This window comes from Geovibrio thiophilus (assembly GCF_004087915.1).
GTDB lineage: Bacteria > Chrysiogenota > Deferribacteres > Deferribacterales > Geovibrionaceae > Geovibrio > Geovibrio thiophilus.
In genome coordinates, this window is sequence record NZ_CP035108.1 from 1197849 (window position 1) to 1220953 (window position 23105).

At 49.4% G+C, this 23105-nt stretch carries 21 protein-coding genes; 13 read left to right on the forward strand and 8 right to left on the reverse strand.

The genetic code is table 11. The features are described from left to right. Positions 1–37 precede the first annotated feature (37 nt). The 8 genes from EP073_RS05655 to EP073_RS05690 all read right to left on the reverse strand — a co-directional run bounded on the left by EP073_RS05655 (position 38) and on the right by EP073_RS05690 (position 8657). Positions 38–1024 carry a tRNA dihydrouridine synthase gene (locus EP073_RS05655; RefSeq protein WP_128466193.1) on the reverse strand — a complete coding sequence of 329 codons (987 nt, stop codon included), beginning with the start codon at positions 1022–1024 and terminating at the stop codon, positions 38–40. After that, positions 999–1982, reverse strand: a complete 984-nt coding sequence (gene tsaD, locus EP073_RS05660) for a tRNA (adenosine(37)-N6)-threonylcarbamoyltransferase complex transferase subunit TsaD (protein ID WP_128466194.1) — start codon at positions 1980–1982, stop codon at positions 999–1001. The genes EP073_RS05655 and tsaD overlap by 26 nt, the downstream gene beginning before the upstream one ends. Before the next feature lie 19 nt (positions 1983–2001). Beyond that, positions 2002–3228 (reverse strand): divergent polysaccharide deacetylase family protein, encoded by a 1227-nt coding sequence (locus EP073_RS05665; protein ID WP_128466195.1) that lies wholly within the window; start codon positions 3226–3228, stop codon positions 2002–2004. Beyond that, entirely contained in the window at positions 3221–4459 is a 1239-nt protein-coding gene (locus tag EP073_RS05670; protein WP_128466196.1) for a S41 family peptidase, read from the reverse strand. Before EP073_RS05670 ends, EP073_RS05665 begins: the two co-directional genes overlap by 8 nt. Before the next feature lie 5 nt (positions 4460–4464). Then, positions 4465–5646 (reverse strand): murein hydrolase activator EnvC family protein, encoded by a 1182-nt coding sequence (locus EP073_RS05675; protein WP_128466197.1) that lies wholly within the window; start codon positions 5644–5646, stop codon positions 4465–4467. Then, on the reverse strand, positions 5636–6529 hold the full coding sequence (locus EP073_RS05680) for a cell division protein FtsX (protein WP_128466198.1): 894 nt from the start codon (positions 6527–6529) through the stop codon (positions 5636–5638). Before EP073_RS05680 ends, EP073_RS05675 begins: the two co-directional genes overlap by 11 nt. After that, positions 6519–7223, reverse strand: coding sequence for a cell division ATP-binding protein FtsE (gene ftsE, locus EP073_RS05685; protein ID WP_128466199.1), 705 nt, complete (start codon positions 7221–7223; stop codon positions 6519–6521). Before ftsE ends, EP073_RS05680 begins: the two co-directional genes overlap by 11 nt. 108 nt (positions 7224–7331) lie before the next feature. Then, a complete protein-coding gene (locus EP073_RS05690) occupies positions 7332–8657 on the reverse strand; it encodes a GGDEF domain-containing response regulator (RefSeq protein WP_128466200.1) in 1326 nt (441 codons plus the stop codon). A 206-nt stretch (positions 8658–8863) separates the two neighbouring features. Here EP073_RS05690 and argS point away from each other — a divergent pair, with 206 nt between their 5' ends. The 13 genes from argS (at position 8864) to EP073_RS05750 (ending at position 22785) form a co-directional block, all read left to right on the forward strand. Then, positions 8864–10513 carry an arginine--tRNA ligase gene (argS, locus tag EP073_RS05695; RefSeq protein ID WP_128466201.1) on the forward strand — a complete coding sequence of 550 codons (1650 nt, stop codon included), beginning with the start codon at positions 8864–8866 and terminating at the stop codon, positions 10511–10513. Between the two features lies 1 nt (position 10514). Further along, entirely contained in the window at positions 10515–11258 is a 744-nt protein-coding gene (locus EP073_RS14070) for an SPOR domain-containing protein (protein WP_128466202.1), read from the forward strand. After that, positions 11255–12418 carry a poly-beta-1,6-N-acetyl-D-glucosamine N-deacetylase PgaB gene (locus EP073_RS05705; protein ID WP_128466203.1) on the forward strand — a complete coding sequence of 388 codons (1164 nt, stop codon included), beginning with the start codon at positions 11255–11257 and terminating at the stop codon, positions 12416–12418. The genes EP073_RS14070 and EP073_RS05705 overlap by 4 nt, the downstream gene beginning before the upstream one ends. Before the next feature lie 18 nt (positions 12419–12436). After that, positions 12437–13804 (forward strand): protoporphyrinogen oxidase, encoded by a 1368-nt coding sequence (gene hemG / locus EP073_RS05710; protein ID WP_128466204.1) that lies wholly within the window; start codon positions 12437–12439, stop codon positions 13802–13804. 142 nt (positions 13805–13946) lie between these two features. After that, positions 13947–14609, forward strand: a complete 663-nt coding sequence (gene elbB, locus EP073_RS05715; protein ID WP_128466205.1) for an isoprenoid biosynthesis glyoxalase ElbB — start codon at positions 13947–13949, stop codon at positions 14607–14609. Positions 14610–14818: 209 nt separating this feature from the next. Continuing rightward, positions 14819–15610, forward strand: a complete 792-nt coding sequence (locus EP073_RS05720; protein ID WP_128466206.1) for a TOBE domain-containing protein — start codon at positions 14819–14821, stop codon at positions 15608–15610. 75 nt (positions 15611–15685) lie between these two features. Further along, entirely contained in the window at positions 15686–16429 is a 744-nt protein-coding gene (locus EP073_RS05725; RefSeq protein WP_128466207.1) for a molybdenum ABC transporter ATP-binding protein, read from the forward strand. A 452-nt stretch (positions 16430–16881) separates the two neighbouring features. Then, complete coding sequence (gene modA, locus EP073_RS05730) at positions 16882–17601, forward strand: molybdate ABC transporter substrate-binding protein (RefSeq protein WP_128466208.1); 720 nt, start codon at positions 16882–16884, stop codon at positions 17599–17601. Continuing rightward, positions 17598–18272, forward strand: coding sequence for a molybdate ABC transporter permease subunit (locus EP073_RS05735; RefSeq protein WP_128466209.1), 675 nt, complete (start codon positions 17598–17600; stop codon positions 18270–18272). Before modA ends, EP073_RS05735 begins: the two co-directional genes overlap by 4 nt. A 25-nt stretch (positions 18273–18297) precedes the next feature. After that, positions 18298–19140 carry a ModD protein gene (modD, locus tag EP073_RS05740; RefSeq protein WP_206617504.1) on the forward strand — a complete coding sequence of 281 codons (843 nt, stop codon included), beginning with the start codon at positions 18298–18300 and terminating at the stop codon, positions 19138–19140. Between the two features lie 108 nt (positions 19141–19248). Further along, complete coding sequence (gene surE / locus EP073_RS05745) at positions 19249–20016, forward strand: 5'/3'-nucleotidase SurE (RefSeq protein WP_128466211.1); 768 nt, start codon at positions 19249–19251, stop codon at positions 20014–20016. Next, entirely contained in the window at positions 20003–20125 is a 123-nt protein-coding gene (locus EP073_RS14075) for a hypothetical protein (protein ID WP_283808379.1), read from the forward strand. The genes surE and EP073_RS14075 overlap by 14 nt, the downstream gene beginning before the upstream one ends. Further along, the gene (locus EP073_RS05750) at positions 20125–22785 is read left to right on the forward strand and encodes a tetratricopeptide repeat protein (RefSeq protein ID WP_128466212.1); all 2661 of its coding nucleotides are present in this window, start codon (positions 20125–20127) and stop codon (positions 22783–22785) included. Before EP073_RS14075 ends, EP073_RS05750 begins: the two co-directional genes overlap by 1 nt. Positions 22786–23105 lie beyond the last annotated feature (320 nt).

The following is a 23105-nucleotide window of genomic DNA, read 5'->3' on the forward strand; positions in this document are numbered from 1 at the left end:
ATAAATTAAGGGAGTATTGTGCGGAGGTTCGTAACTGTCAGAGAACCGGGATATTTTCAAAATATCTGTCAATGAGTTCTGTGGTCTCTGTCATAGTTTTTGTTGTGTAGATTTCAGTTCTGAATACTGAGGATTCCGGAAGACCTTTCGTGAACCAGACAGCATATTTTTTTATCGCGTCCGAGTAATATTTTTCCTCTCTGTAGAGTGCCTCATAACGGATCATTCTGTAAATGAGCGAGTGTATCTCCCGGGGCGTGAGGAAGCCGTCCGGGTCCTTGCCCTCTGAAAGCGCCTTGAAAATCCACGGAGCCTTCATCATTCCCCGCCCGATCATTACGCCCGCCGCTCCGGTTTCTCTCATCCTGCGGCAGGATTCCGTGTCGGCAACATTTCCGTTGCCGATGACCGGTATAGGGCTTCTCTTCACTGCGTCAGCGATCATGGCGTAGTCGACTTCGCCTGAAAACATCTCTGATTTGGTGCGTCCGTGCAGGCTTACGGCGTCTATGCCTTCACCTGCGGCTATTTCGAGCACTTCCGGATAGTTTATGCTGCCTCTGTCCCAGCCGAGGCGGATTTTGACCGTCAGCGGCTTGTCAGTGGCTTTTCTGGCAGCTTTGATTATCTCCCTGATTTTAACCGTGTCCTTGAGCAGAGCGGCACCGCTGCCGCTTTTCAGCACTTTTTTTACGGGACAGCCCATGTTTATGTCGTAAAAGTCAGCATTCGAGTGTTCGTCGCAGATCTTGATGGCGTCATGGATCGATTCCGGTCTGGAACCGAAAAGCTGGAGGGCGTAAGGATTGTCCCTTTCCGTGAGGCGGACATATTCCAGAGTTTTTTTCCCGCCCCTGATCAGCCCCTCAACAGAGACCATCTCCGAAAAAATTATTCCGTCAAAAAAATCACGTACGGCAAGACGGAACGGAGGCGTGCTGACGCCTGCCATGGGAGCGGCGACAAATACATTTTTCTTAAGGCTTTCTGTGATTATGTTATCCGATTTCCGGCTGAGTGTCATAAGCTGTTCCTTCGAGGGAGAAAAACCTGCGCCTGCTGTAGAACCTGCTTGCGGCATAGGCGATCATATCACCGTTGTCCGTGCAGAGGCGGAACGAGGGAAAGTAGACATGCTCCCCTTTTTTGCAGGAGTTTCTGAAGGTTTCCCTTATGTAGCCGTTGCACGCGACGCCGCCGGATACGACTACATTATGTCTTTTCAGCCTGCGGGCGATGCGCATGGTTTTGAGAACCAGTGTTTCCGCAGCTGTCCTCTGGAACGAGGCGGCAAGGTCTTCTTTTGTATATATGCCTTTGTTGAGGCTGTTCAGCACGGCGGTTTTCAGACCGGAGAAGCTGAAGTTATCTTCCTTTTTCATCGCCAGCGGCAGAGGCACGGCGTCTCCTCTGCCTGATTTTGCCAGCTTTTCGATAGCGGGACCGCCCGGATAGCCGAGGTCAAGCATTTTGGCTACCTTGTCAAAGCTTTCTCCCGCCGCGTCATCCACGGTTTTTGCCACAAGTCGGAAGTTCAGCGCCGCGTCCACATCATAAATATGAGTGTGTCCGCCGCTGATTATCAGGGCGAGGTATGGAGGCTTAAGCTCCTTATGCTCAAGCTCAGCGGCGAGAATATGCGCTGAGAGGTGGTTCACAGGCATGACGGGTATTTTAAGACCGTAGCCGAGCCCCTTCGCGAAGCCCACGCCGACAAAAAGCGCGCCTATAAGTCCGGGGGCGTTGGTTACGCCTATCACGTCAAGATCTGACGGACGTATCGAAGCGTCCGCAAGGCATTTTTCATAAAGCGGCTCCAGCTTGAGTATGTGGTTTCTGGAGGCGACCTCCGGCACTACCCCGCCGAAAAGGTTGTGTATGTCCGCCTGAGACGCCGTATGGGTGGAGAGAACCCCTTCGGCGGTATCAAGCACCGCCATTGAGGTTTCATCGCATGAGGTTTCTATCCCTAAAAAAAGCAAAAAGCATTCCTTGTCAGTGTTATTTCCTGTGTGTCAGTTCCTTGACGGAAACTATGCGGACGCCCGCTTTCTCAACATCCGCAAGATGTTTTTCCAGAACGCTTATAGTTTCTTCCCGCAGGTGACCTATCATGATCAGGCTGCCGTTCTTTTTCGCCAGTTCGACCCCTTCCATGATTTTTTTTCTGATATATGTTTCATTGTTTTCATTGTCAATGAATTTTCTGTTCTGTCCGCAGTTCATGCCCTGCTTAAGGCAGACATCGTAAGCCACGGACTTGCCCGAGGTGTAGCTGTCAATGTAGGTGTCCGTATGCTTCTTCATGAAGCCTAGAACCTGCTCCATCTTGGTGCTGCTTTCGGTGAAGGCGGAGCCCATGTGGTTGTTGAAGCCGTCCAGTCTGCCTATCTGTTTAACGTTGTTGTCCGCCTGAGCCTCTATTATACTGGGCGGCATATTCAGGAGAACAGCGCCTTTGCCGGGGTCAGTGTCGGGGTATGACAGGGGTTCCATGGGAAAATGAAGGAACACTGTTTTCCCGCCCGCACGGGCTATCTCCGCTGTTTCGGAGTCATGGGGAAGATAGGGGAGTATGGCGAATGTTACGGGGTACTTGATCGCTGCAAGCCTTTTCGCCAGAGGCACACTGTATCCGCAGTCGTCAATCAGAAGCGCCAGCTTCGGGGCGTTTGCAGGGAGAACGACAGGCTTGTCCTTATCTTTGGGTTTTTCCGTTTTTTCAACGGGGAATATCAGTATGATGCTGCCGTTTTCCCCGGATGCGCTGAGGTTGTCGCTGAGGACTGTTTTAAACCCCATATCCTCAAGCATGGGCTGAAGCTCGTCCGTGAGTTCGTTCTTTTTGTCTTCGGGCAGGCTGATGATGTATGTGATAACGGGAACGCTGCCGTCATCCATTTTGCGTGATTTTATTGCATCGCTGCTTATTCCGAGGTTGAACATCACAAGCTTGAGAGCCTTGTCCGCTTCTTCGACAGTGGCAGATTCGTTATCTTTCGTCACTACCTCTTCCTGAACGGAGGAGAGGGGCGTTTTTACCTCTTTTTTCTCAGCGAGTTCACCTTTGCCTGCTGCCTTCATGCCGAGGAAAATTCCCAGAAGAAGAACTAAAACGGCGGCAAGAATGCCGCCCAGAATATATAGCTGTTTTGAAGAGGCGGTTTTACCCGCCCCTGTTGTTCTGCGCTTTCTCGGCGTCCCTGCCGGTTTTTTTCTTTCAGCCATTTTTAATCATTTCCCTCAGTTTTTCCACAGCGGCCTTAAGCTGCTCATCTCTCTGCATGTCGATCACGGGCTTGCTTATATCCGCCGCGAGTTTATCTATCTCATCCTGAGTGAGGGTAACGTTGTCCGAAACATCCTCAACAGCGAGATCCGGCTCTATACCCTTGTCATGGATCATTCTGCCTTTCGGCGTGTAGTATTTCGCCGTGGTAAGCTTAACCGCCGAACCGTCCCTGAGAGGTATTATCGACTGAACAGATGCTTTTCCGTAGGTTTTTTTACCGACAAGAATACCTCTTTTATAGTCCTGTATAGCCCCTGCGAGGATTTCCGACGCTGATGCCGAACCTTCGTTAACAAGGAGCACAAGGGGGGTTTTTTCCTCTCTGAGGGTAAACGTGGAGGATTTGAAGTGCTGATCCTTGCCTGTTCTGTCCTTGGTGTAGACAACCTCCTTGCCGGAGGGGAGGAATATGCTTGAGACATTGATGGCCTCTGTGAGAAGTCCGCCGGGATTGTTGCGCAGGTCGACTATTATGCCTTTATATTTGTTTTTTCTGAGCTGCTCAATGGCGGCTTTGATTTCGCCGGATACATCCTCTTTGAACTGTGTCACCCTGATGTAGGCAACGTCTTTTCCGATCATGTCGGATTTGACAGCCTTGACCTTGATTATTGCCCTTGTGAGGGTCACGTCAAAAGGCTTCGGCACATTGTCTCTGTGGATGGTTATCGCTATGTTTGTTCCGGGCTTGCCCCTGAGCTTGTTCACAGCGTCTTCAAGCGACAGACCTGTTGTGGAGTTGTCTTCAATCTTGATGATCCTGTCGCCGGATTTGAGTCCGGCTCTGAATGCGGGGGTGTCCTCAATGGGGGCTATTACGGTGAGGATGTTGTCCCTCATGCCGATGGTTATGCCCAGTCCGCCGAACTCGCCCTTGGTCTCCACCTGAAAGTCCTTGTACTCTTTTTCGGTGAAGTATGTGGAGTGGGGATCGAGCCCCTGAAGCATTCCCTTTATGGCGCCGTCCACAAGTGTTTTGTTCTCCACAGGCTCAACATAGTTTCTCTCTATCAGATACATAACTTCCGTAAACGAATCCAGATTCTCGTATCTGCTGGATTTTGCGGAAGCTGTGCCGCTTTCCCTGATGAAGATTCCCGAAGCTGCCAGAAAAATAAGAAGGGCTGACGCTGCGAGAACCGGTAAAAGTTTCTTTTTAAAGTTCATACTGTTTATCTCCTAACGGGTTTAAGCCACTCAGAAGGATTAAGGGCTTCGTTATGCTTACGTATTTCAAAGTAAAGATAGGGCGTTTCAGGCTGCTGGTCAACAGCTACGGAGCCTATTGCCTGTCCTGCGGCCACATTTCCGCCTGTCTGCACGCTGACTCTGCTCATATTGGCGTACAGAGTGTAGTAGGCGCCCGGGTGTCCGACAATGACCAGATTTCCGAACCCTCTTATGTTATCCACATATTTTACCGTTCCCTCGAAGACAGCCCGTACATCGCCGTGCTTTGACGGGCTTATTTTTATTCCTTTATTCTGGATTGTGCCCTGAAAGCCTTCAACCCTCTTGGGACCGAAAAATTCGACTATCTCTCCTTCCAGAGGCCAGTCCATTTTACCCTTGAGCCTTCCGAACAGGGTAGAATCTCCTTCTTCGGTCTTTTCTTTTTTTCTGTTTTCCTCAAGCTGAGTGCGGATTCTGTCCATCTTTTTTTCAAAATCCTGCTGTTTTCTGCTGAGAATTTTTATATATTCCCTTTTGCTTTCCTTGTCCTGTTCCATGACAGCGACAAGCTGGTTAAGTTTTGTCTTTTCTATGTTGTATTCATCTACAAGACGCTGCTTCATGCGGAGAAGATGCTGAATATCGCGGGATTTATCCTCTTTTTCAGTCTTAATCTCCTCCAGACGGGCGGATTTCGCCGCTATTTCATCCGCTTTTTTCATGAGGATCGTGTTTATTGTCTCCACAATCTCCATGTTTTTTATGGTGTCTCTTGATTCCTTGGTAAACAGCAGAAGCTTGATGTTCACGTACTCTATGTTGTCAATCAGGTAGATGTTGCTGGTCTCCACCGAGTCTTTTATCCTTGCTATTTCGCTGTTCAGCGAGCCTGTTTCCTTTTCGAGCGTCTGAACATCTCTTCTCAGCTTTGCCGATTCTCCGGTGAGCTCCGAAATCATTTTCCCCTGAACGTCAAGGGTTTCATTGAGGTTATCCACTTTGAGGGCAACGGTTTTTTTAGTATTGTCTATTTTGTCTATCTGCCTGCGTTCCTCATCCAGCCGTTTTTTTATGTCGGTCAGGTAGCTTCTGGTTTCCTTGAGCCTGTCTTCGTAGTAGTCCGCTGAGGCGTAAGCGGCAGACAGCAGCAGAAAGCAGGCGGCGGCAGCTTTAAGATTCATTTATGCTTTTCACCTTATTCAGGAAGGAGGCAACGCTTATCATGCTGGCAATTGTGCTTATAATCACAAGGTAGATATAAGTTTTCAGATAATAGAAAACATCGGGCAGAACAATGAAGTTCAGCCCCACGGGCGTAAGAAGCTTGACATTCATGAACAGCATGAACAGGTACACGAACGCCGAGGATATGAAGTAGGCAATGGTTATCTCCACGAATGAGCAGATAACGTAGGGTATTTCTATGAATGTTCTTGTCGCGCCCACGAGGTTGTAGATTTTTATATCTTCTCTGTATCGGAAAAGGCTGAGGCGTATGGTGTTGAAAATAATGATGCCGACGGAGACGGTTAGCAGGAGGGTGAGTATCACGAGGAATATTTTCACCGCCGAGCGTATGTCGCTGAAGTTCTGAACCCATTTTTCGCCGTAGCTTGCCACATCAACATTGGCGAGGCTTATAATTCTGCGCTCCATTTCCCTGAGACGGCTCACTTCCTGAAAGTCGTCCTTTACGGCTATTTCAATAAAAGCGGGGAAGAGCTCCGCCGGAATCTTGTCCAGATAGTTTATATTCACAGTTGAGTCTTTAAGGTAACTGTAAGCGTCTTCCTGCGAGTAATAGACGATGCTTCTTACTCCCTCTACTTCCTGAAGCTGTTTTATCAGCTCATCCACGGAGGTTTTGGAGGATGATTTCACATAAACCCTCATGGAGTCGACCTTGGTTATTTCTTTAAGGAAGGAATCGGACGAGCTGCCGATTATAACAAACATGCTGTAGATGAAAAGTACCGTGATGACAGTGATTACAGAGGCGAGGTTCAGGGATATGGTTTCCCTGAAAAGCCTGAATCCGTTGCGGAGAACGACACTAATTCTCATCGTTTTCCTCCCTGTCCGGCGCTGTGAAGCCTGTCTGGCTGTCGGTTCTTATTTTGCCGTATTTCAGTTCAACTATTCTGGAGGGAAAATGCTCCATGAGGCGCTGATCGTGGGTGGCGACTATTACAGTGGAGCCCTTGTCTCTGTTTTCAAGGAGCAGGCGCATTATGGAATCGGCGTTGTCGTTATCGAGGTTGCCCGTGGGCTCATCTGCCAGAATCACCTTCGGCTCGTTAATCAGCGCCCTTGCGATTGCCACCCTTTGTTTTTCGCCGCCGGAGAGCTTCCTTACCATGGTGTCACGCTTGACAAAAATGCCCAGCTTGCGCAGAAGAGGGAATATTTTATCCTCCATGACCTTCGGTTTGAGGTAATAGATCTCAAGCGCCATGCGGAGGTTATCGAAAACCGTCTTTTCCTCCAGCAGCTTAAAGTCCTGAAAGACAACGCCTATGCTGCGTCGGAGGTAGGGAATTGTCTTGTGAGTCATATTGCTGACATTCTGACCGTCCACCATGACTATGCCTCTGGTGGGGTTGAGATCGGCGTAAATCAGTCTGAGGAGGGTGGATTTTCCGGCTCCGCTCTCCCCTGTGATATAGAGAAACTCGCCGGGGGCGACCTTAAGGTTTACGCCGTCCAGAGCTTTCTTTTCGCCAAAAAAGGATACGTTGACATTGTATAGCTTTATCATTCCGAAAATCTTATGGGATTACGGCGCAAACGAATGCGCCTATGGGTTGAATGGTACATGTAAAAAACAACAATATCAAATGTTAATCACAGAAAAAGCTGTTCTGCTCTACTTTTTACAGATGATGCCGCCGCTGTCGAAAACCTCAACACGGTTTCTTCCTTTATCTTTCGCTTTGTAGAGGGCAACGTCAGCCTTGTTCAGGAAGGTGTCGGAATTGTCGGTTTCCTCTATTTCCGCCACGCCGAAACTGCATGTTATAACTCCCGCGTGAGTAAAAGCGGTGCTTTCTATTTCCACCCGCAGCCTTTCGGCTATCTCTGTTGCGCCCTGTCTGGATGTTCCGGGCATAAGCACCGTGAACTCCTCTCCGCCGTAACGGGCGAAAACATCCGTTTTGCGGATAGCCCGCTGAACAATGGAGGAGATCTCCTGAAGCACTGTGTCGCCTACCTGATGTCCGTGGGTGTCGTTGACCATTTTAAAGTGATCCACATCGAACATTATGACACTGAGCTTCTGGCTGTATCTGCGTACTCTGTCTATCTCCTTATTGAGTTCATCGTAAAATTTCTTTCTGTTGAAGATTCCCGTCAGGTAATCCTGATTGGACATGACCATATACAGCTCTTTTTCCTGCTCAAGCTTGGTTATATCGCTGAAGCTCAGCAGCCATTCCGCATGTCCGGGAACCTTGTTCACTCTTATCATGAACGATGAGTTATCGGAGTTGTTCGGATCCTTATGCTGGAGATCTCCCGTCATGATCAGCATATGATCGGTTTCGGGATGATTGATTACAGTTTTCACCCACTCGCTGAACGGTCGGTTTCTGTAGAAGCTGTCCTCCTTTTCTATGAGGAAGTAGTCTATGGAGCCGAACTTATCCTGAAACTGTTCGATATTTTCGCATTTTATGTACCTCAGGAAAGACTTGTTCAGGTAAGAGATCTTCTCGCCGTCGGTTATCAGAAGCATCTGGGGGTTGATGTCCAGTATGGTTTTGATGAACTGGTTTTTGGAATCCAGCTCCTTCTGCTGGATGACGGTTTTTGCAGTGCGTATCAGCACCTGAATGAATTCCTTGAAGTTAATCGGCTTCTTAATGTATTTATCTATGCCTATATCTATGGAGCGGAGGAAGAACTCCTCATCATTGTGTCCGGTGGTGATGATGATCGGGATGTCCGTGCTGTGCTCACGGATCTGCTCAGCCATGCTGAGACCGTCCATAACGGGCATGCGTATATCGGTTATAATTATGTCGGGCTTGTGCTCAAGGAACATCTCAAGTCCTTCCCGCCCGTTAGACGCCTGATACAGGGTCTGCGTGCGCCTCTGTAGGAATCGGGACAGCCGCTCCCTGATGGAGTCCTCATCTTCAACGTAAAGTATTGAGAGTTTGTCTATCAGCCCGCTTTCCGCTTCAATCACCGCTAAACCCCGCTAAAATTGTTATTATAATAATATTCTACACCATTCGGCGTAAATTTCTAACTAATTTACCGGAAATAGGAAAAATTGTCTATTACATTGACCTCTGTCTGCCTGTTCATATATATGCCACTCCATTCCCCTCTTGAATTTGGTTTTTCAACCTGATACTATCTGCTTTTCAAGGAAAACTCGGAGGACGTAATTTGAAGGCTGTCATTAAAACCCTTATCGATAAAGCAGTTGAGGAAATATTAAAGGAAGGCGGGCTTGAAGCCGAGCTGCCGGAATACACCGTTGAAGTGCCGAACAACAAAGACCACGGTGATTTTGCGGCGAACACCGCCCTTAAGCTCTCAAAATCCTTAAGAAAAAATCCGTTCGATATAGCCGCAGACATAGCCGGAAGAATGAAGCATCCCCTGATCGAAAAATGCGAGCCGGTACGCCCGGGTTTTATAAACTTCTCTATATCAAAAACATTTTACACTGATCTTCTCCGTGACTGCATAAGCTCCGATGTTCCGTTCATGTCCGATATGGGCGGCGGAAGAAAGGTGATGGTGGAGTTTGTCAGCGCCAATCCCACCGGACCGCTTCATATAGGACACGGGCGCAATGCCGCCTACGGCGACAGCCTCGCACGTATACTGAAAGCCGCCGGATTTGAAGTAATGACCGAATATTACGTCAACGATGCCGGCAAGCAGATGAGCAACCTCGGCAAAAGCATTTACGTGCGCTACCTTCAGGTGTGCGGCAAGGATGCTGAGTTTCCTGAGGACGGCTACAAGGGTGACTACATAACAGACATAGCTAAAGAGCTTCATAAAATACACGGAGATAAACTCCTCTCCATGGACGAAAAGGAGGCGCTCAATCTCGCCTTTGAATACGGTCTTGAGGACATAAGAAGCGGGATAGAGGCGGATCTGGAAGAGTTCCGTGTCACATTCCAGAGATGGTTCAGCGAAAAATCGCTTTATGAAAGCGGAGAGGTTGAGGAGTGCTTGGCAGAACTCCGCACCCTCGGTCATGTCTATGACAGTGAGGGAGCCGTGTGGTTCGCTTCCACTAAATTCGGCGATGACAAGGACAGGGTGGTCAAGCGCCAGAACGGCGAATATACCTACTTCGCTTCCGATATAGCTTATCACCGCAACAAATTCAGAAGAGGGGTAAGAACCAGCATAGATGTATGGGGAGCAGACCATCACGGCTACGTGAAAAGGCTTGCCTCTGCCGTTTACTCTCTTGGGATAGAGGATTTCGATTTCAATGTTTCGCTGATCCAGATGGTGAACCTCATTAAGGACGGTGAGCGTGCGTCAATGTCCACCCGCGCCGGAGAGTTCATCACGCTGAAATGGCTCATAGATGAGATAGGCGTGGACGCGGCTAGGTTCTTCTATCTCATGAGAGACTTCGAGGCGCAGTTCGATTTCGACATTGACCTTGCGAAGAAACGTACCTCCGACAACCCTGTCTACTATGTTCAGTATGCTCACGCAAGGGTTTATGGGCTGTACTCCAAGGCGGCTGAGCAGGGGCTTAAATGGGAGAAGGGCGCAGAACTTCACCTCCTTGAGCTTGATGAGGAAAAGGAAATAATAAGAAAGCTGTACGAGCTCAGGGGGATTGTCGAAACGTCAGCCTTCCACAGACAGCCGCACAGAGTGATATACTATCTTCAGGAGCTGGCTTCAATGTTCCACTCCTACTACTATAATAACGTTATCATAAACCCGGAAAGCCCCGAACTCTCCGGAGCCAGACTGAGCCTCTGCGCGGGTGTTGCCGCCGCCGTGCGCTTCGGTCTTGATCTCCTCGGAGTGAGCGCGCCGGAAAGGATGTAACTTGTCGGACAACAGGGACAACTTCGGCAGGAAGATACAGTCGGTTTTTCTGTTTTTTCTGCTTTTCGGAATGGCGGCGTATTTCTTTGTTTATGTGACAGAGAAGGTGTCTGAACCGTCAAAAATAACAATCGCTCAGAAGCCTGCGGAAAAACCGGATGAAATGACGGATCCTTCCACCGGCGGTGAGATAGTCTACAAGCTTATCGACAACGGCAGTGTTGATGTTTCCGAAAGGGCGGCAGGGGAAAAACCCGCAGGAGAGGAGAAAAAAATATCCGCTCCGCTGCCTTTTGAGGAACCGGAGGAGAAGCCCGCCCCCCCTCCTGTCGGGAAGAGGGAGCCTGAAAAACCCAAACCGGCGCCTGTGGCAGAAAAGAAGCCGGCGCCTGCTCCAAAACCGGTTGAAAGGAAGCCGGAACCTCCGAAACCTGCGGTGAAGCCTGCTGAAAAAAAACCTGAGCCCAAGCCTGTCGTTAAGGAAACTCCCAAGCCCGCCGTTAAGGGCGCTTATGTGCTCCAGCTTGCCGCCTATAAGGAAGAGGCGACTGCGAAAGCCGAGCTGAACAAGCTGAAAAAGAGTTTTCCCGATATTTATTATGTTAAAATAGATTTAGGAGCAAAGGGTGTCTGGTACAGGCTCCGCTGCTCACCCAGCGCAACCTACGGGGAAGCGCAGAAAAAAAGGGATGCCGTAAAGGCGAAATACCGTCTTGAACCCATAATTGTAAAGTCGGATCTATGAAGCGGATAATACTGCTGTTTGCCCTGCTTTTGCCCACGTATCTGTATGCGGGCTCCGTTACCCTCATAGAGAAGACCCGCCCGCTTCTCAACGGTGTTCAGGTGTTTGTGCTTGACCCTGTTTATGAGAAGGATCCGGGAAGGTTCTTTGATGAGGTGAAGAAGCAGGGGGGGAACACGGTTTTCTTCCGTGTCTTCCAGAACTCATCAGACAGACACCATTTTCTCAAAGACAGTGAGTGCGAAACCGGAGTCTACTTCCGGACAGAAGAAGCCTGCGTGGCGGATGATCTCCTCGCCGTGATGACCGAAGAGGCACACAAACGGGGAATCAGACTTTACGCATGGATGGCTACCCGCACCCTCTCATTTCTTAAGACCCCTCTCCTCATGGAAAAAACCTTCGCGGACGGTCAGGGCACGGGCGAAGGTTACGGTGCGAGCATTTTCATGTCCGCAGTCAGGCGGAAGCTTGTTCGTCTTTTTGAGGATCTTGCCGCTTACGATATAGACGGAATCCTTTTTCAGGATGATTTTATAATGCGCCACAGGGAAGGGGCGAGCCTCTCCGCCCTGCATGCCTATTATATGGACACGGGGGTTATGCTCACTTCAGGCGACCTTTTCGGCTGCCTTGAAAGAGAGAACCGCACGAAGGTCTCCGGCGGCTGCAACGAGACCTATATTCCGTGGGCATACTGGAAAGCGCAGAAAATGGCGGACTTTTTCGGGGAGCTGAGGCAGGCTGTGCTGGTGCGCAATCCCTCCGTGCGTTTTGCAGCGAACATATACTACGAAACTCCAGTTGATGCCATGAAAGGGATAAGCTGGTACTCTCAGTCGGTGGATATGCTGCTGGACGCGGGGTTTGACTATCTGGCTGTGATGAGCTACCACGACCAGATGGCAAGAGAAATGAAACTGGATTATGACGGAACTAAGGAATATGTGAACGGAATGCTTGAGAGCCTTGTCGTTAATGTTGATGATAAAGAAAGAATTCTCATGAAGCTCCAGAGAGTTTCATGGGCGGATAAAAGCGGCGTAGACCGCGGAGAGCTTGAGGGTATATGCCGTCTGATTGACTCATACGGCAGTATCAGCAAGGCTATAGTGCCTGTGAATAAGGCATCCGAAATATTCGGCGGCTGTTTCAGGTAAGAAAAGGAAGGTTTATTTATGAAAGTAGGTATCATCGGCGGAGGGATCGCGGGCTTGTCCGCGGCTTTCTGGCTTTCACGCGTGGAAGGGGTATCGGTCACTCTTTTTGAAAAAGATGACAGACTTGGCGGATGTATAGGAACCGCCAGTGAAAACGGGTTTACAATCGAAGCAGGTCCCAACGGCTTTCTGGACAGCAAGCCGCATACTGTACAGCTTTTTAAGGACGCAGGTCTGGGCGACAGGCTTCTGCCAAGCAATGACGCAGCACGCAAACGCTTCATCATGCGCTACGGCAGAATTATAAGAGTTCCTGAAAACGCTCCGGCGTTTTTAAAAACGGATCTGATTACTTTCAAAGGGAAACTCCGGCTGATGGGTGAGCTTCTTGTTCCTCAGAAGAAGGACGATAAGGATGAAACTGTAGCGGAGTTCGCTGTCCGCAGGCTTGGACAGGAAGCGGCGGATTACATGATAGCGCCGATGGTTTCAGGAGTTTTTGCGGGGGATGCGGCAAAGCTCAGTCTCAAATCGGCTTTTCCGGTAATCTGCGAGCTTGAGTCCAAATACGGCGGTCTCTTCAAGGGCATGCTTAAAAAACCTAAGAAGAAAAGCGGTCCGGCGGGTCCCGGAGGAGTTCTTACCTCTTACATCGGCGGACTGATGCAGGGCATAAATGACCTTGAGGAGAAGTGCGCAGGGGTTGAGATAATCAAGGGCTGCACCGTGAACGAGGTTCATAAGGGCGAAAACGGCTTCAGACTCGTTACTGCGGGGGGCGAATACTATTTTGACAATATAATCTCCGCCGCTCCGGCGTATGAGGCGGCTAAGTTTTTCGGCACGCTTGATAAGGAACTGGCGGAAATAATGGCGGGAATACCCTATTCCCCCGCGTTCGTGGCGGGTCTCGGGTTTAATGAGACAGATGTTAAGGACGAGCTGGACGGCTTCGGCTATCTCATTCCCAAGCTTGAGAATAAGAAAATTCTCGGCGCTCTTTTCACTTCCTCTATCTTCCCCTCCAGAAGACCGAAGGACAAAAAACTCGTCAGGGTTATCATGGGCGGAGACACGGATCTGGGCAGGTCTCTCATGGCGAAAAGCGATGAGGAGCTTGTGGATATAGCGTATGACCAGATCAAGGATACATTGGGTATAACAGCAAGACCGGTGCATTACAGGCATTTCCGCTGGGATAAAGCCATCCCGCAGTATTATCCGGGGCATGCCGAAAAGGTCAAGGCGGTTGAAGACATCTGCGGACGTATCGGCGGCGTGTACGTGGGCGGAAACGTTCTGAACGGCATAGCGCTCAACGACTGCACCCGCAGAAGCCTTGAAATAACCGAATCAATCACCCGTTCACTTGAAAAACAGGCTTAAGAGGGTTAAAATATAGAATTATTTGGAGGAGTTTCAATTTTTTCATACTGAGAGAACCTTTTTTAACGGAAAAGAAAGGTTTTCTCTGACTCCTTCCAAATAAAACGGTAAATTTTTACCGTAAAATCAGGGAGGTATTTCAATGCCGAAGATCGGAGTTGTTTTAAGCGGCTGCGGAGTTTTTGACGGAGCCGAGATACACGAGGCGGTTCTTACACTCTATTTTCTCCAGAAGAGCGGCGCGGAAACAATCTGCATGGCGCCTGACATTGAACAGCTTCATGTTGTGGATCACCTCAGGGGTGAGGTCGCCGCGGGAGAAAAAAGAAATGTTCTCACTGAGGCGGCGCGCATCGCAAGGGGCAATATAAAAAATCTTGCTGACGTGAAAGTGAGTGATTTTGACGCACTCATATTTCCCGGCGGGTTCGGAAATGCGAAGAATCTCACTGATTTTGCGGTAAAAGGCGCCGATTGCGGCATCAACCCTGATGTCCTGCGCATAGTCCGTGAGACTGTTATGGCAAAAAAGCCTCTGGGCGCTGTGTGCATAGCTCCAGTGGTGATTGCGAAAGCCCTTGAGGGAACAGGCATAAAAACTTCCGTGACGATCGGCAGCGATTCGGACACAGCGCATGCTGTTGAAGCCCTCGGAACAACTCATGTGAACTGCCCTGTGAAGGATTTCGTGGCGGATGAAAAGAATAAAATAGTGACCTCTCCGGCTTACATGCTGGGGCGAAGCATACCGGAAGTTGCCGAAGGAATTGAGAAAACAGTGCATAAGCTTCTGGCAATGATATAATCGGATTGCCGTTTTGCGGCTTAGCGGTTTGATGCAGTTATGAAATAAATTTTAATCCGGATATTCCGCTGTGTTCTCTTTTGTGCGGGGTATCCGGATAATTTTTTTAATATGACTGTAAAAAATCATTGAGCAGTGAACGGAGTATTGACACACAGGTATTTAGGGTATATAACGCTATATACCAACGTACATAACGGTAGCATTGTATGAAAATTAAAGGTGAGTTGGGTTTTGATGCGGCGGATAATTTTTTTATCAGCGCAGGCAGAATAAACCTTCTTAAGGCTGTCGCCGAAACGGGATCAATATCTCAGGCGGCAAAGCATGTCGGACTCAGTTATAAGGCGGCATGGGACGCCATACAGGTGATGAATGAAGTGAGCGAGAGCCCGCTTGTCCTTAAAAAAACGGGCGGCGCGGGCGGCGGCGGCGCTGAGCTAAGTCCGTACGCGGTGAGGCTTGTCGCTTCTTACGATTTGGTAAACAATAAATTAAGCGTGATCATGTCCGAGATACAGGAGAACATCCATGATCTGGACGATCTTCTGATCGCGCTTCGGAGGCTGAGCGTGAAAACAAGCGTAAGGAACCAGTATTTCGGTAAAATTAAAGAGATTAATCTCGGTCAGGTCAGTGCGGAAGTGATCATCGCTATCAAGGGCGGAGACGAAATAGCCGCTAGGATCACAAAAACAAGCGTTGAAAGGCTCGGGCTTAAAGTCGGCGGAGAGGCTTTCGCCATGATAAAGGCTTCCTCAGTAATAATCGCAGACCCGTCCGTTAAGGATAAGCTCAGTGTGAGAAACTTCCTCACAGGTTCAGTGGAAGATCTTGACGCAGGTGAAGTCAATGCCTTCGTAACAATCAAGCTTGAAGGCGGAAGTGAGCTGACGGGTGTGATCACCAAGGAATCTCTTGCCGCACTCAACCTGAAAAAGGGCGGTAAAATATCAGGCGCCTTTAAAGCCTCCTCCGTCATAATAGGCGTCAACGACTAATTCTCTTTAGTAATAACATATCAGAATATTGCGCCGTTTAATTACGGACAATATTCTGCCGTCCGGAGGCGGAAAATGCTGGAGATTGATGTAAAAAAACAGCTTGGGCAGACATTTATCGATGTTAACGTGCAGATCCCCAGAACGGGTATAACTGTTTTTTACGGTCATTCCGGCGCAGGGAAAACCAGCCTGATAAATATGATCGCAGGGCTCCTTAAGCCGGATCAGGGGCGTTTATCCGTAAACGGAAAAACCTTTTTTGATTCAGACAAAAAATTCAGTCTTCCTCCCGAAAAACGCAGATGCGGCTACATCTTTCAGGACAAACGCCTTTTCCCTTATCTGTCGGTTAAGAAAAACCTTCTCTTCGGCAACGGAAAAAGGGAATCCTCCTTCGGGCTTGACGAGGCGGTGAGGCTTCTTGGCATAGCGCATCTTATGAAGCGCAAGCCTGTTTTTCTTTCCGGCGGAGAAGCGCAAAGGGTGGCGATAGGGCGGGCTCTGCTTTCAAATCCCGAAATTTTCCTTATGGATGAGCCAATGAGCTCACTCGATTCCGAAAGAAAGGATGAGCTTATCCCTTTCATAGGCAAGCTGCCCGCAGCGAGCGGCATCCCCGTTATTCTTGTCACCCATTCCTATGATGAAATGATACGTCTTGCGGATTATGTTGTTGTTCTCAAAGGCGGCAAGGCTGTGAAATGCGGTACTGTGAATGAGGTTTTCCACAAACCCGATAAGGAGATATGCCCTTACTGCTCCGCTCAGTTCACAAAAAAGTTTGTTACCCCTGACAGGCGGTTGAGGGTGTCGTAAAACAAATACTGCCCCATGGAGGGGGCAGCGCCGTGCGGAGCGAAGGCGGGTTTATCCCGCCGCGAGCGTGTATATAAATCCGACAGGATGTGCGGATTTATGCAGCGAGGACAGACGCAGCGCCGTGCGGAGCGAAGGCGGGTTTATCCCGCCGCGAGCGTGTACATAAATCCGACAGGATGTGCGGATTTATGCAGCGAGGACAGACGCAGCGCCGTGCGGAGCGAAGGCGGGTTTATCCCGCCGCGAGCGTGTACATAAATCCGACAGGATGTGCGGATTTATGCAGCGAGGACAGACGCAGCGCCGTGCGGAGCGAAGGCGGTTGTTGCCTAGAGCAATTGCCATTGAAACGTCATGCTGAACGGAGTGAAGCATCTCAGACCGATACGGGGTTTTTCACTGTGCTCAGAATAAAGCATGGTTTTATCAGGATTTCGGAGGAATAATTTATGCTCAAAAAACTTATAATAGTCACAGTTGTTTTTGTTATGTCCTCATGGGCGTTTGCTGCCGATGAAGTCACTGTCGCCGCAGGTGCGGGCTACAGAAAGCTTGTTACCGAGATGGCGGCGTACTGTGAACAGAAAGAAGGCATCAAGGTAAATATGTCCTTCGGCAACCTTGGTCAGGTTATCGCACAGGTTAAGGCAAGCGGGCTTATACCCGTTGTGATAGGAGATAAAAACTTCTTCACAAGAGCCAAGCTTGAAATAACCGAATTCCAGCCCATCGGTAAAGGCAAGCTTGTTCTTGCGTGGAGAAAGGGGATAGATATTGCGTCAGTTGATGAAATAGCTACGGACAAGATAAAACGTCTCGCCATCCCCAACACCGAAAACGCCATCTACGGCATAGCCGGAACTCAGTATATGGCGGGTAAAGGACTCACTGATAAGGTGAAGGACAAGCTTCTTGTGGTTGCGACTGTTCCGCAGGTGAACTCATACGTCGCCACAGGCGAGGTTGACGCCGGATTCTCAAACCTCACGGACACAATGGGCATAGCCGATAAAATAGGCGGCTACATCGAGATAAATGAAGGCTACGCTGAGATCCCCATAGTTGCCGCTTTCCTTAAAGAGAGCGAAGGCAATGCCGCCGCGCTCAGACTGAAAAACTGCCTCGCCGATGCCGAATCCGCAAAAATAGCCAAAAAACACGGATTATGATCGATATACTGAATGATGAAAACATAGCTTTCAGCATTCTGCTTACCGCCAGAACATGCCTTGCCGCGCTTGTGCTTCATTGCGCGGCGGGGCTTCTGCTCGGCTATTACCTCGGAAAAAAGAAGGGCGTGCTTGCGGGTTTTGTCGATTTTCTGGTGACTCTTCCTCTCGTGTTCCCTCCTGTCGGAACAGGTTTTATTCTGCTTTATCTTCTCGGGCGCAATGGGCTCATAGCCGCGCTCACGGGGGGCGCAGTCAGCCCGGACATCATTTTTACCGAAAAAGGCGTTATCATAGCGGCATTCATAGCCGGACTGCCTCTGGTGGTTAAGCCTGTGCAGTCCGCCATTGAGCGTGAGGTGCTTAAGCTCGCAGAAGCGGCGAGAACACTCGGCAAAACCGAATTTCAGACATTCTTCCTTGTGGTTGTGCCTTCTGTCAGGCGCAGCCTCGGTGCGGGGCTTATTCTGGCAGCGGGGAGAAGTCTGGGCGAAGTGGGGATAACGCTGATGGTGGGGGGCAACCTCATAGGTAAAACCAACACGGTTTCACTGGAGATTTACAATTCTGTTATGGATGCCGACTTTACCGGAGCGGCTTTTCTTTGTATACTGCTGGGAAGCATCTCTCTGGCGGTGTTTTTCTCGCTGAAAAAGCTCTCCGCTCTCTGAAGACGCTGCTTGAAGGAGGCGTATTTTGATTATTTACGATCAGCTTATTGAAAGAATTCTGTCCGAAGATGTTCCGTACGGTGATATAACAACAGAAGCGATGGGCATTTCCCATATAAAAGGCATAATGGAGTTCAGGGCTCGGTTTGACTGTGTTCTGGGCGGAGTGGCGGAAGCCTGCGCAGTGCTGAAAAAAGCCGGAGCCGAAGCGGAAGTCCTTTTTCAAAGCGGAAGCAGGGTGGAAGCGGGAACGCTGTTTATGACCGCTAAGGGCACGGCGGGAGAACTTCACGCAGGCTGGAAAGCTGCGCAGAACATCATGGAATATGCCTCGGGCATCGCAACCCGCACGAGAGAAGTTGTGGACAGCGCTAAAAAAGGGAACCCCGCCGTTGTGGTCGCCTGCACACGCAAGAGCCTCCCCGGGGCTAAGACTCTCTGTATGAACGCTGTTGAGGCGGGCGGAGCTGTTCCGCACAGGCTGGGGCTTTCGGAAACCTTCCTGCTGTTTGAGAACCACACTGTTTTTTTTAAATCCGAAGCTGAGGCTTATGCCGCTCTGGAAAAAGCCTGCGCCAAGCTTCCCGAAAAGAAGCCGGCAGTGGAGGCTGATTCACTTGATGCCGCTCTCAGAGCCGCAAGAGCCGGAGCGGGCAATATTCAGTTTGATAAGGTCAAGCCTGAAACACTGAAAGAATGGATAAAGCTGATAAAGGCTGAATATCCGGGCATAATCATAGCAGCAGCAGGCGGAGTAAACGCCTCGAACGCAGAGGAGTATGCCCGCACAGGGATAGACGTGGCTGTCACGTCATCAGTTTACTGGGGCAAGCCCGCCGATATTGAAGTGGTCATGCGTCCCCTTTGAACTTTGTTCATTTATAATTTTCCTAACAATTGACCCGCTTGAAAAAACTCCCCGCTTCATGTATGGTTTAATGGCGGCGTTTTGTGCGCCGCAAACTACGGGTGATTTATGAAAATTCTGCTTACAAACGATGACGGAATCTACTCCGACGGCATATACCAGCTTTATCTCAAGCTGTCTGAGTTTGCGGATGTCACCGTTGTCGCCCCGCTCACGGAGCAGTCCGCCGTGGGGCACGCAATCACTATTTACGATCCTCTCCGCACTGAGGAATTTTACAGATACGGAAAATTCTTCGGCACGGCGGTAAAGGGAACCCCTGCCGACTGTGTGAAGATAGCACTCTCCAATATACTCGCCGAAAAGCCTGACCTTGTGGTCTCAGGCATTAACCACGGGGCAAATGTCGCTACTAATGTCATATATTCCGGCACTGTTTCCGCCGCAACCGAAGGCGCCATGCTCGGCATAAAGTCTATCGCTGTGAGCCTTGCCTCCAAGAGATACCGGAACTTTGAGCCTGCGGCGAAAGTCGGCGCATTTTTTGCGAAAAAGCTGTACAATATGAACGCTGATAACGGAATGCTGCTCAATATTAATGTTCCATCACTCGAATATGAAGACCTGAAAGGCTGGAAATACGCCATTCAGGGAGATACTAAGTTTCTGGACAGCTTCGCTGTAAGGGAAGACCCGAAGGGGAACAGATACTTCTGGCTCACTGGCGAGGAGTACAAAAGAGACGAGCGTGAGGAATCGGACGATTATGTGATCTCTCGGGGATATGTGAGCGTCACTCCTCTTATGTTTGATATGACGCATCACGGGCTTTATAATAAATTAAAATCAACGGAGGACGGCGGTGAAATTAACTAGGCTTTTTATAGCTCTTATCGTGGCTGTTTCGCTTTTCAGCGGTATAGTGGGATGTGAGGGCGGGTGCTCAGACGCTACTTCGCCCGAAAAGAAGACTGAAACCGAATAATGAAAAAATTTATACTCTCCTGTCTGCTTTTTGTTTTTGCCGCTGTTCCGTCGTTCTCGGATGTGCTTATTCCTGAGTTTGCGTTCACGGGCGAGGATATTTCCAAGTTCAGTGTGGCTCCGTCCTATATGGATGTTTCGCTGTCGTTTAACGTGGCTTCCGGTTTTGACACGTACATCAGGCAGGAAAGCTTTAAGCTGGAAAGCACTCAGGAGAAGGAATACACCTCCTCCGAACCCGGGGGAATGTACTCCGGCAGTTTCGGCACAAGTCTCTCATCCGTTTTCGTGGGTGAAAGGGCGTACCGAAACAATATTGTGAAAAATTTCATCCGTAAGGAGTATATTCCGGTGATAGATTCCTACGGCAGATACAGGGAAAAGCTTGTCGGAACACCTTTCATACAGGAATGCTCACTGCTTTACGCACTCTCCCTCATGGAAACAGGCAACCTCACCGGCGGCACGGATATTCTTAAAACTGTTATAAAGTCCGGCGGTCCGGCTGGAGACATAGCCACGGACAGTCTTTTTTCATATTATTTCAATATTAAAAATTATCAGGCTGTTATAGCCGCCGGCAGGGAGCAGCCCAAGTTCACCGAGTATTCACTCTACACATACCTTTATTCACTTATGCAGAGGAAGGAATACGGGGAAACAGAGAAAACCGCCGCAGCTCAGAAAGAGCTTTTCGATAAATACCCCTATATGTACGACTTTGCCGTTGTTGCGGACTACCTTCTCGGCAAACCGGAAGAGGTGGCAAAGCTTGCTGACAAGGCAACTGCGAACACCGCGCCTATGATAGCGGACACCCTCATTTCAAAGGGCGATAAAACAGCCGCTGAAAAGCTTGTAAGCTCAATGTCTGAGGGCGAGGCAAAAAATGTTCTGAATGCCAAGCTCGCCATTCTGGACAGAAACATCAACAGGGCAGCGGAGCTCACCGGAAAACTGACAGCGGATGAAAACAGGCTGAACGTATTCTTCTTTTACGTAAATCAGATGTTTCCCGCCCTTGATCCCGCCTTTGGCGACCGGATCAAGTTCGACAAAAAAACCAACAACGATTATATCAACTACTATAACGGGCTTGCAGCCATGGCAGGGAAAGACTACCCGCAGGCAGTGCGCCGTCTGGACAGTATAATATTCAGCCGGGACCTGATTGAAAGCGCCTATTTCTACCGAGGTATATCCTATTTCCGCACGGATATATCCAAGACTGAGTTCCTTCTGCTGAAGTACATAGATTCCAGTGAAGAGGATGAAAAGGTCAAAATAGCCCGCTATGTTCTGGGGCAGATATATTATCTGCGGGGCAGAACGGCGGATGCGCTGATGCTTGTGGAGGACTGCTTCACGGACGACTGTAAGCTGCTTAAGGCGGAGATTGCCATTGGCGGTCATCAGTATGAGGCGGCGGAAGGTTTTCTCGGAAAGATTCAGGGTGAAAAGGCGTCCAAGCTCCGTGCGGCTATTCTTTATAATAAAAAGGATTTCAGCGGCGCATTGGCGGAGCTGAAAAAAGTTCCGCATACGGAAAAAGAGACGGACTATCTCCTGATGCTCACTTACCTTAAGCTTGATCGGCATGACGAAGCGGTGAGCATATACAAAAAGCACTTTGCCGATATGCAGTTTTTTGACACTCTGACGGAAAATCTTTTCCTTGCGGGGGATTACAGGCGGGTGCTTGACCTTCTGGATTCCACGGATAACGAGCCGAAAAACCTTCTGCTGAGAGCAAAGGTTTACACATCCATGAAGCGCTATGACGATGCGGAGCCTATCTACCGCACGCTGATTGCGAAGAATTATGCCATTTTCGACTCTGTTTACGGTCTGCTTTCAGGCTATGCAGCCAGAAACATGAAAACTGAATTTCTCAAAACAGGCGAAATGTCCCTCACAGGGCTGGGCAGGTTTGAAAGAAAGGATTTCCTGCTTATTCAGGCGGCTAGGCTTGCCATAGACCTTAAAGAGATAGATCTGGCGACTAAGATGGTGAACCGCTTCTTCGGCGAATTCCCCGATTCTCAGTATGTGCGTGAGGGTTATCTGCTGAGGGGCAGGCTGTTTAAAAACACTGGCAGGCTTGAGCAGTGCATAGCCGACGCGGACAGGCTTATGGCTCTGGGCGGGTCGAAAGAGGATGCGCTTTTCCTTAAAGCGGACTGCACAGAGGCGAAGGACTCAGCCGCCGCGGTCAAGATATACATACAGCTTACAGAAACATCCGACAGGTTCAGGGAGCTTGCCAACAGCAAAATTGCCGAGGTCTCCAAAAATCCGGCTGAGGTGCTGAAAGCGGCAGAATATTTTAAGGATAAAGACGCCGAGCTGTATTATGCGGGACTGGAGAGGTTTCTTTCACTCCTTGACGGGGCGGAGCTTGTGAAAAACGAGCAGACGGTTAAGGATATGCTGGCAGGAAAAAACGTTTCAGTTATGCCCGGCGGATATTTCCATCAGGGCAGAGTACTTGAGGCAAAAAAACAGCCGGAACAGGCGGCGGCAGCGTACATGAAAGGGTATTATCTTTTCCCCGAATCAAAATACGCAAAACAAAGCTTGAGGCAAACTGTCGATATATATAAAAAGCTGGGCAAGACTAAGGATGCTCAGGTGCTGGAGAAAAAGCTCAGCGGTAAATGATGGCGGATAACAGCGAACTGGAGAGGAGACTGCCGCGTCAGGCTTACGCCTTCCTCGCAGTGACTGTTGATATGTCATTGCGAACCCCCTAAAAGGTGGAGCAATCTCTCATGCGAATAGGGATAAACTACAGGATGTAGTTTTTTTCAAACTGTACAGTCTTATGACCGTTTGCGGCATAAGACAGCATATAAGCGTATAGTATATTTAAGGTATTTATAAGAGAAGGTAACCGCATGAACGCAACAGGTTCCCATGGAAGGGAACCCGCCGTGCGAAGCGAAGGACGGTTTATCCGTCCGCGAGCGTGTGTAAAAAAT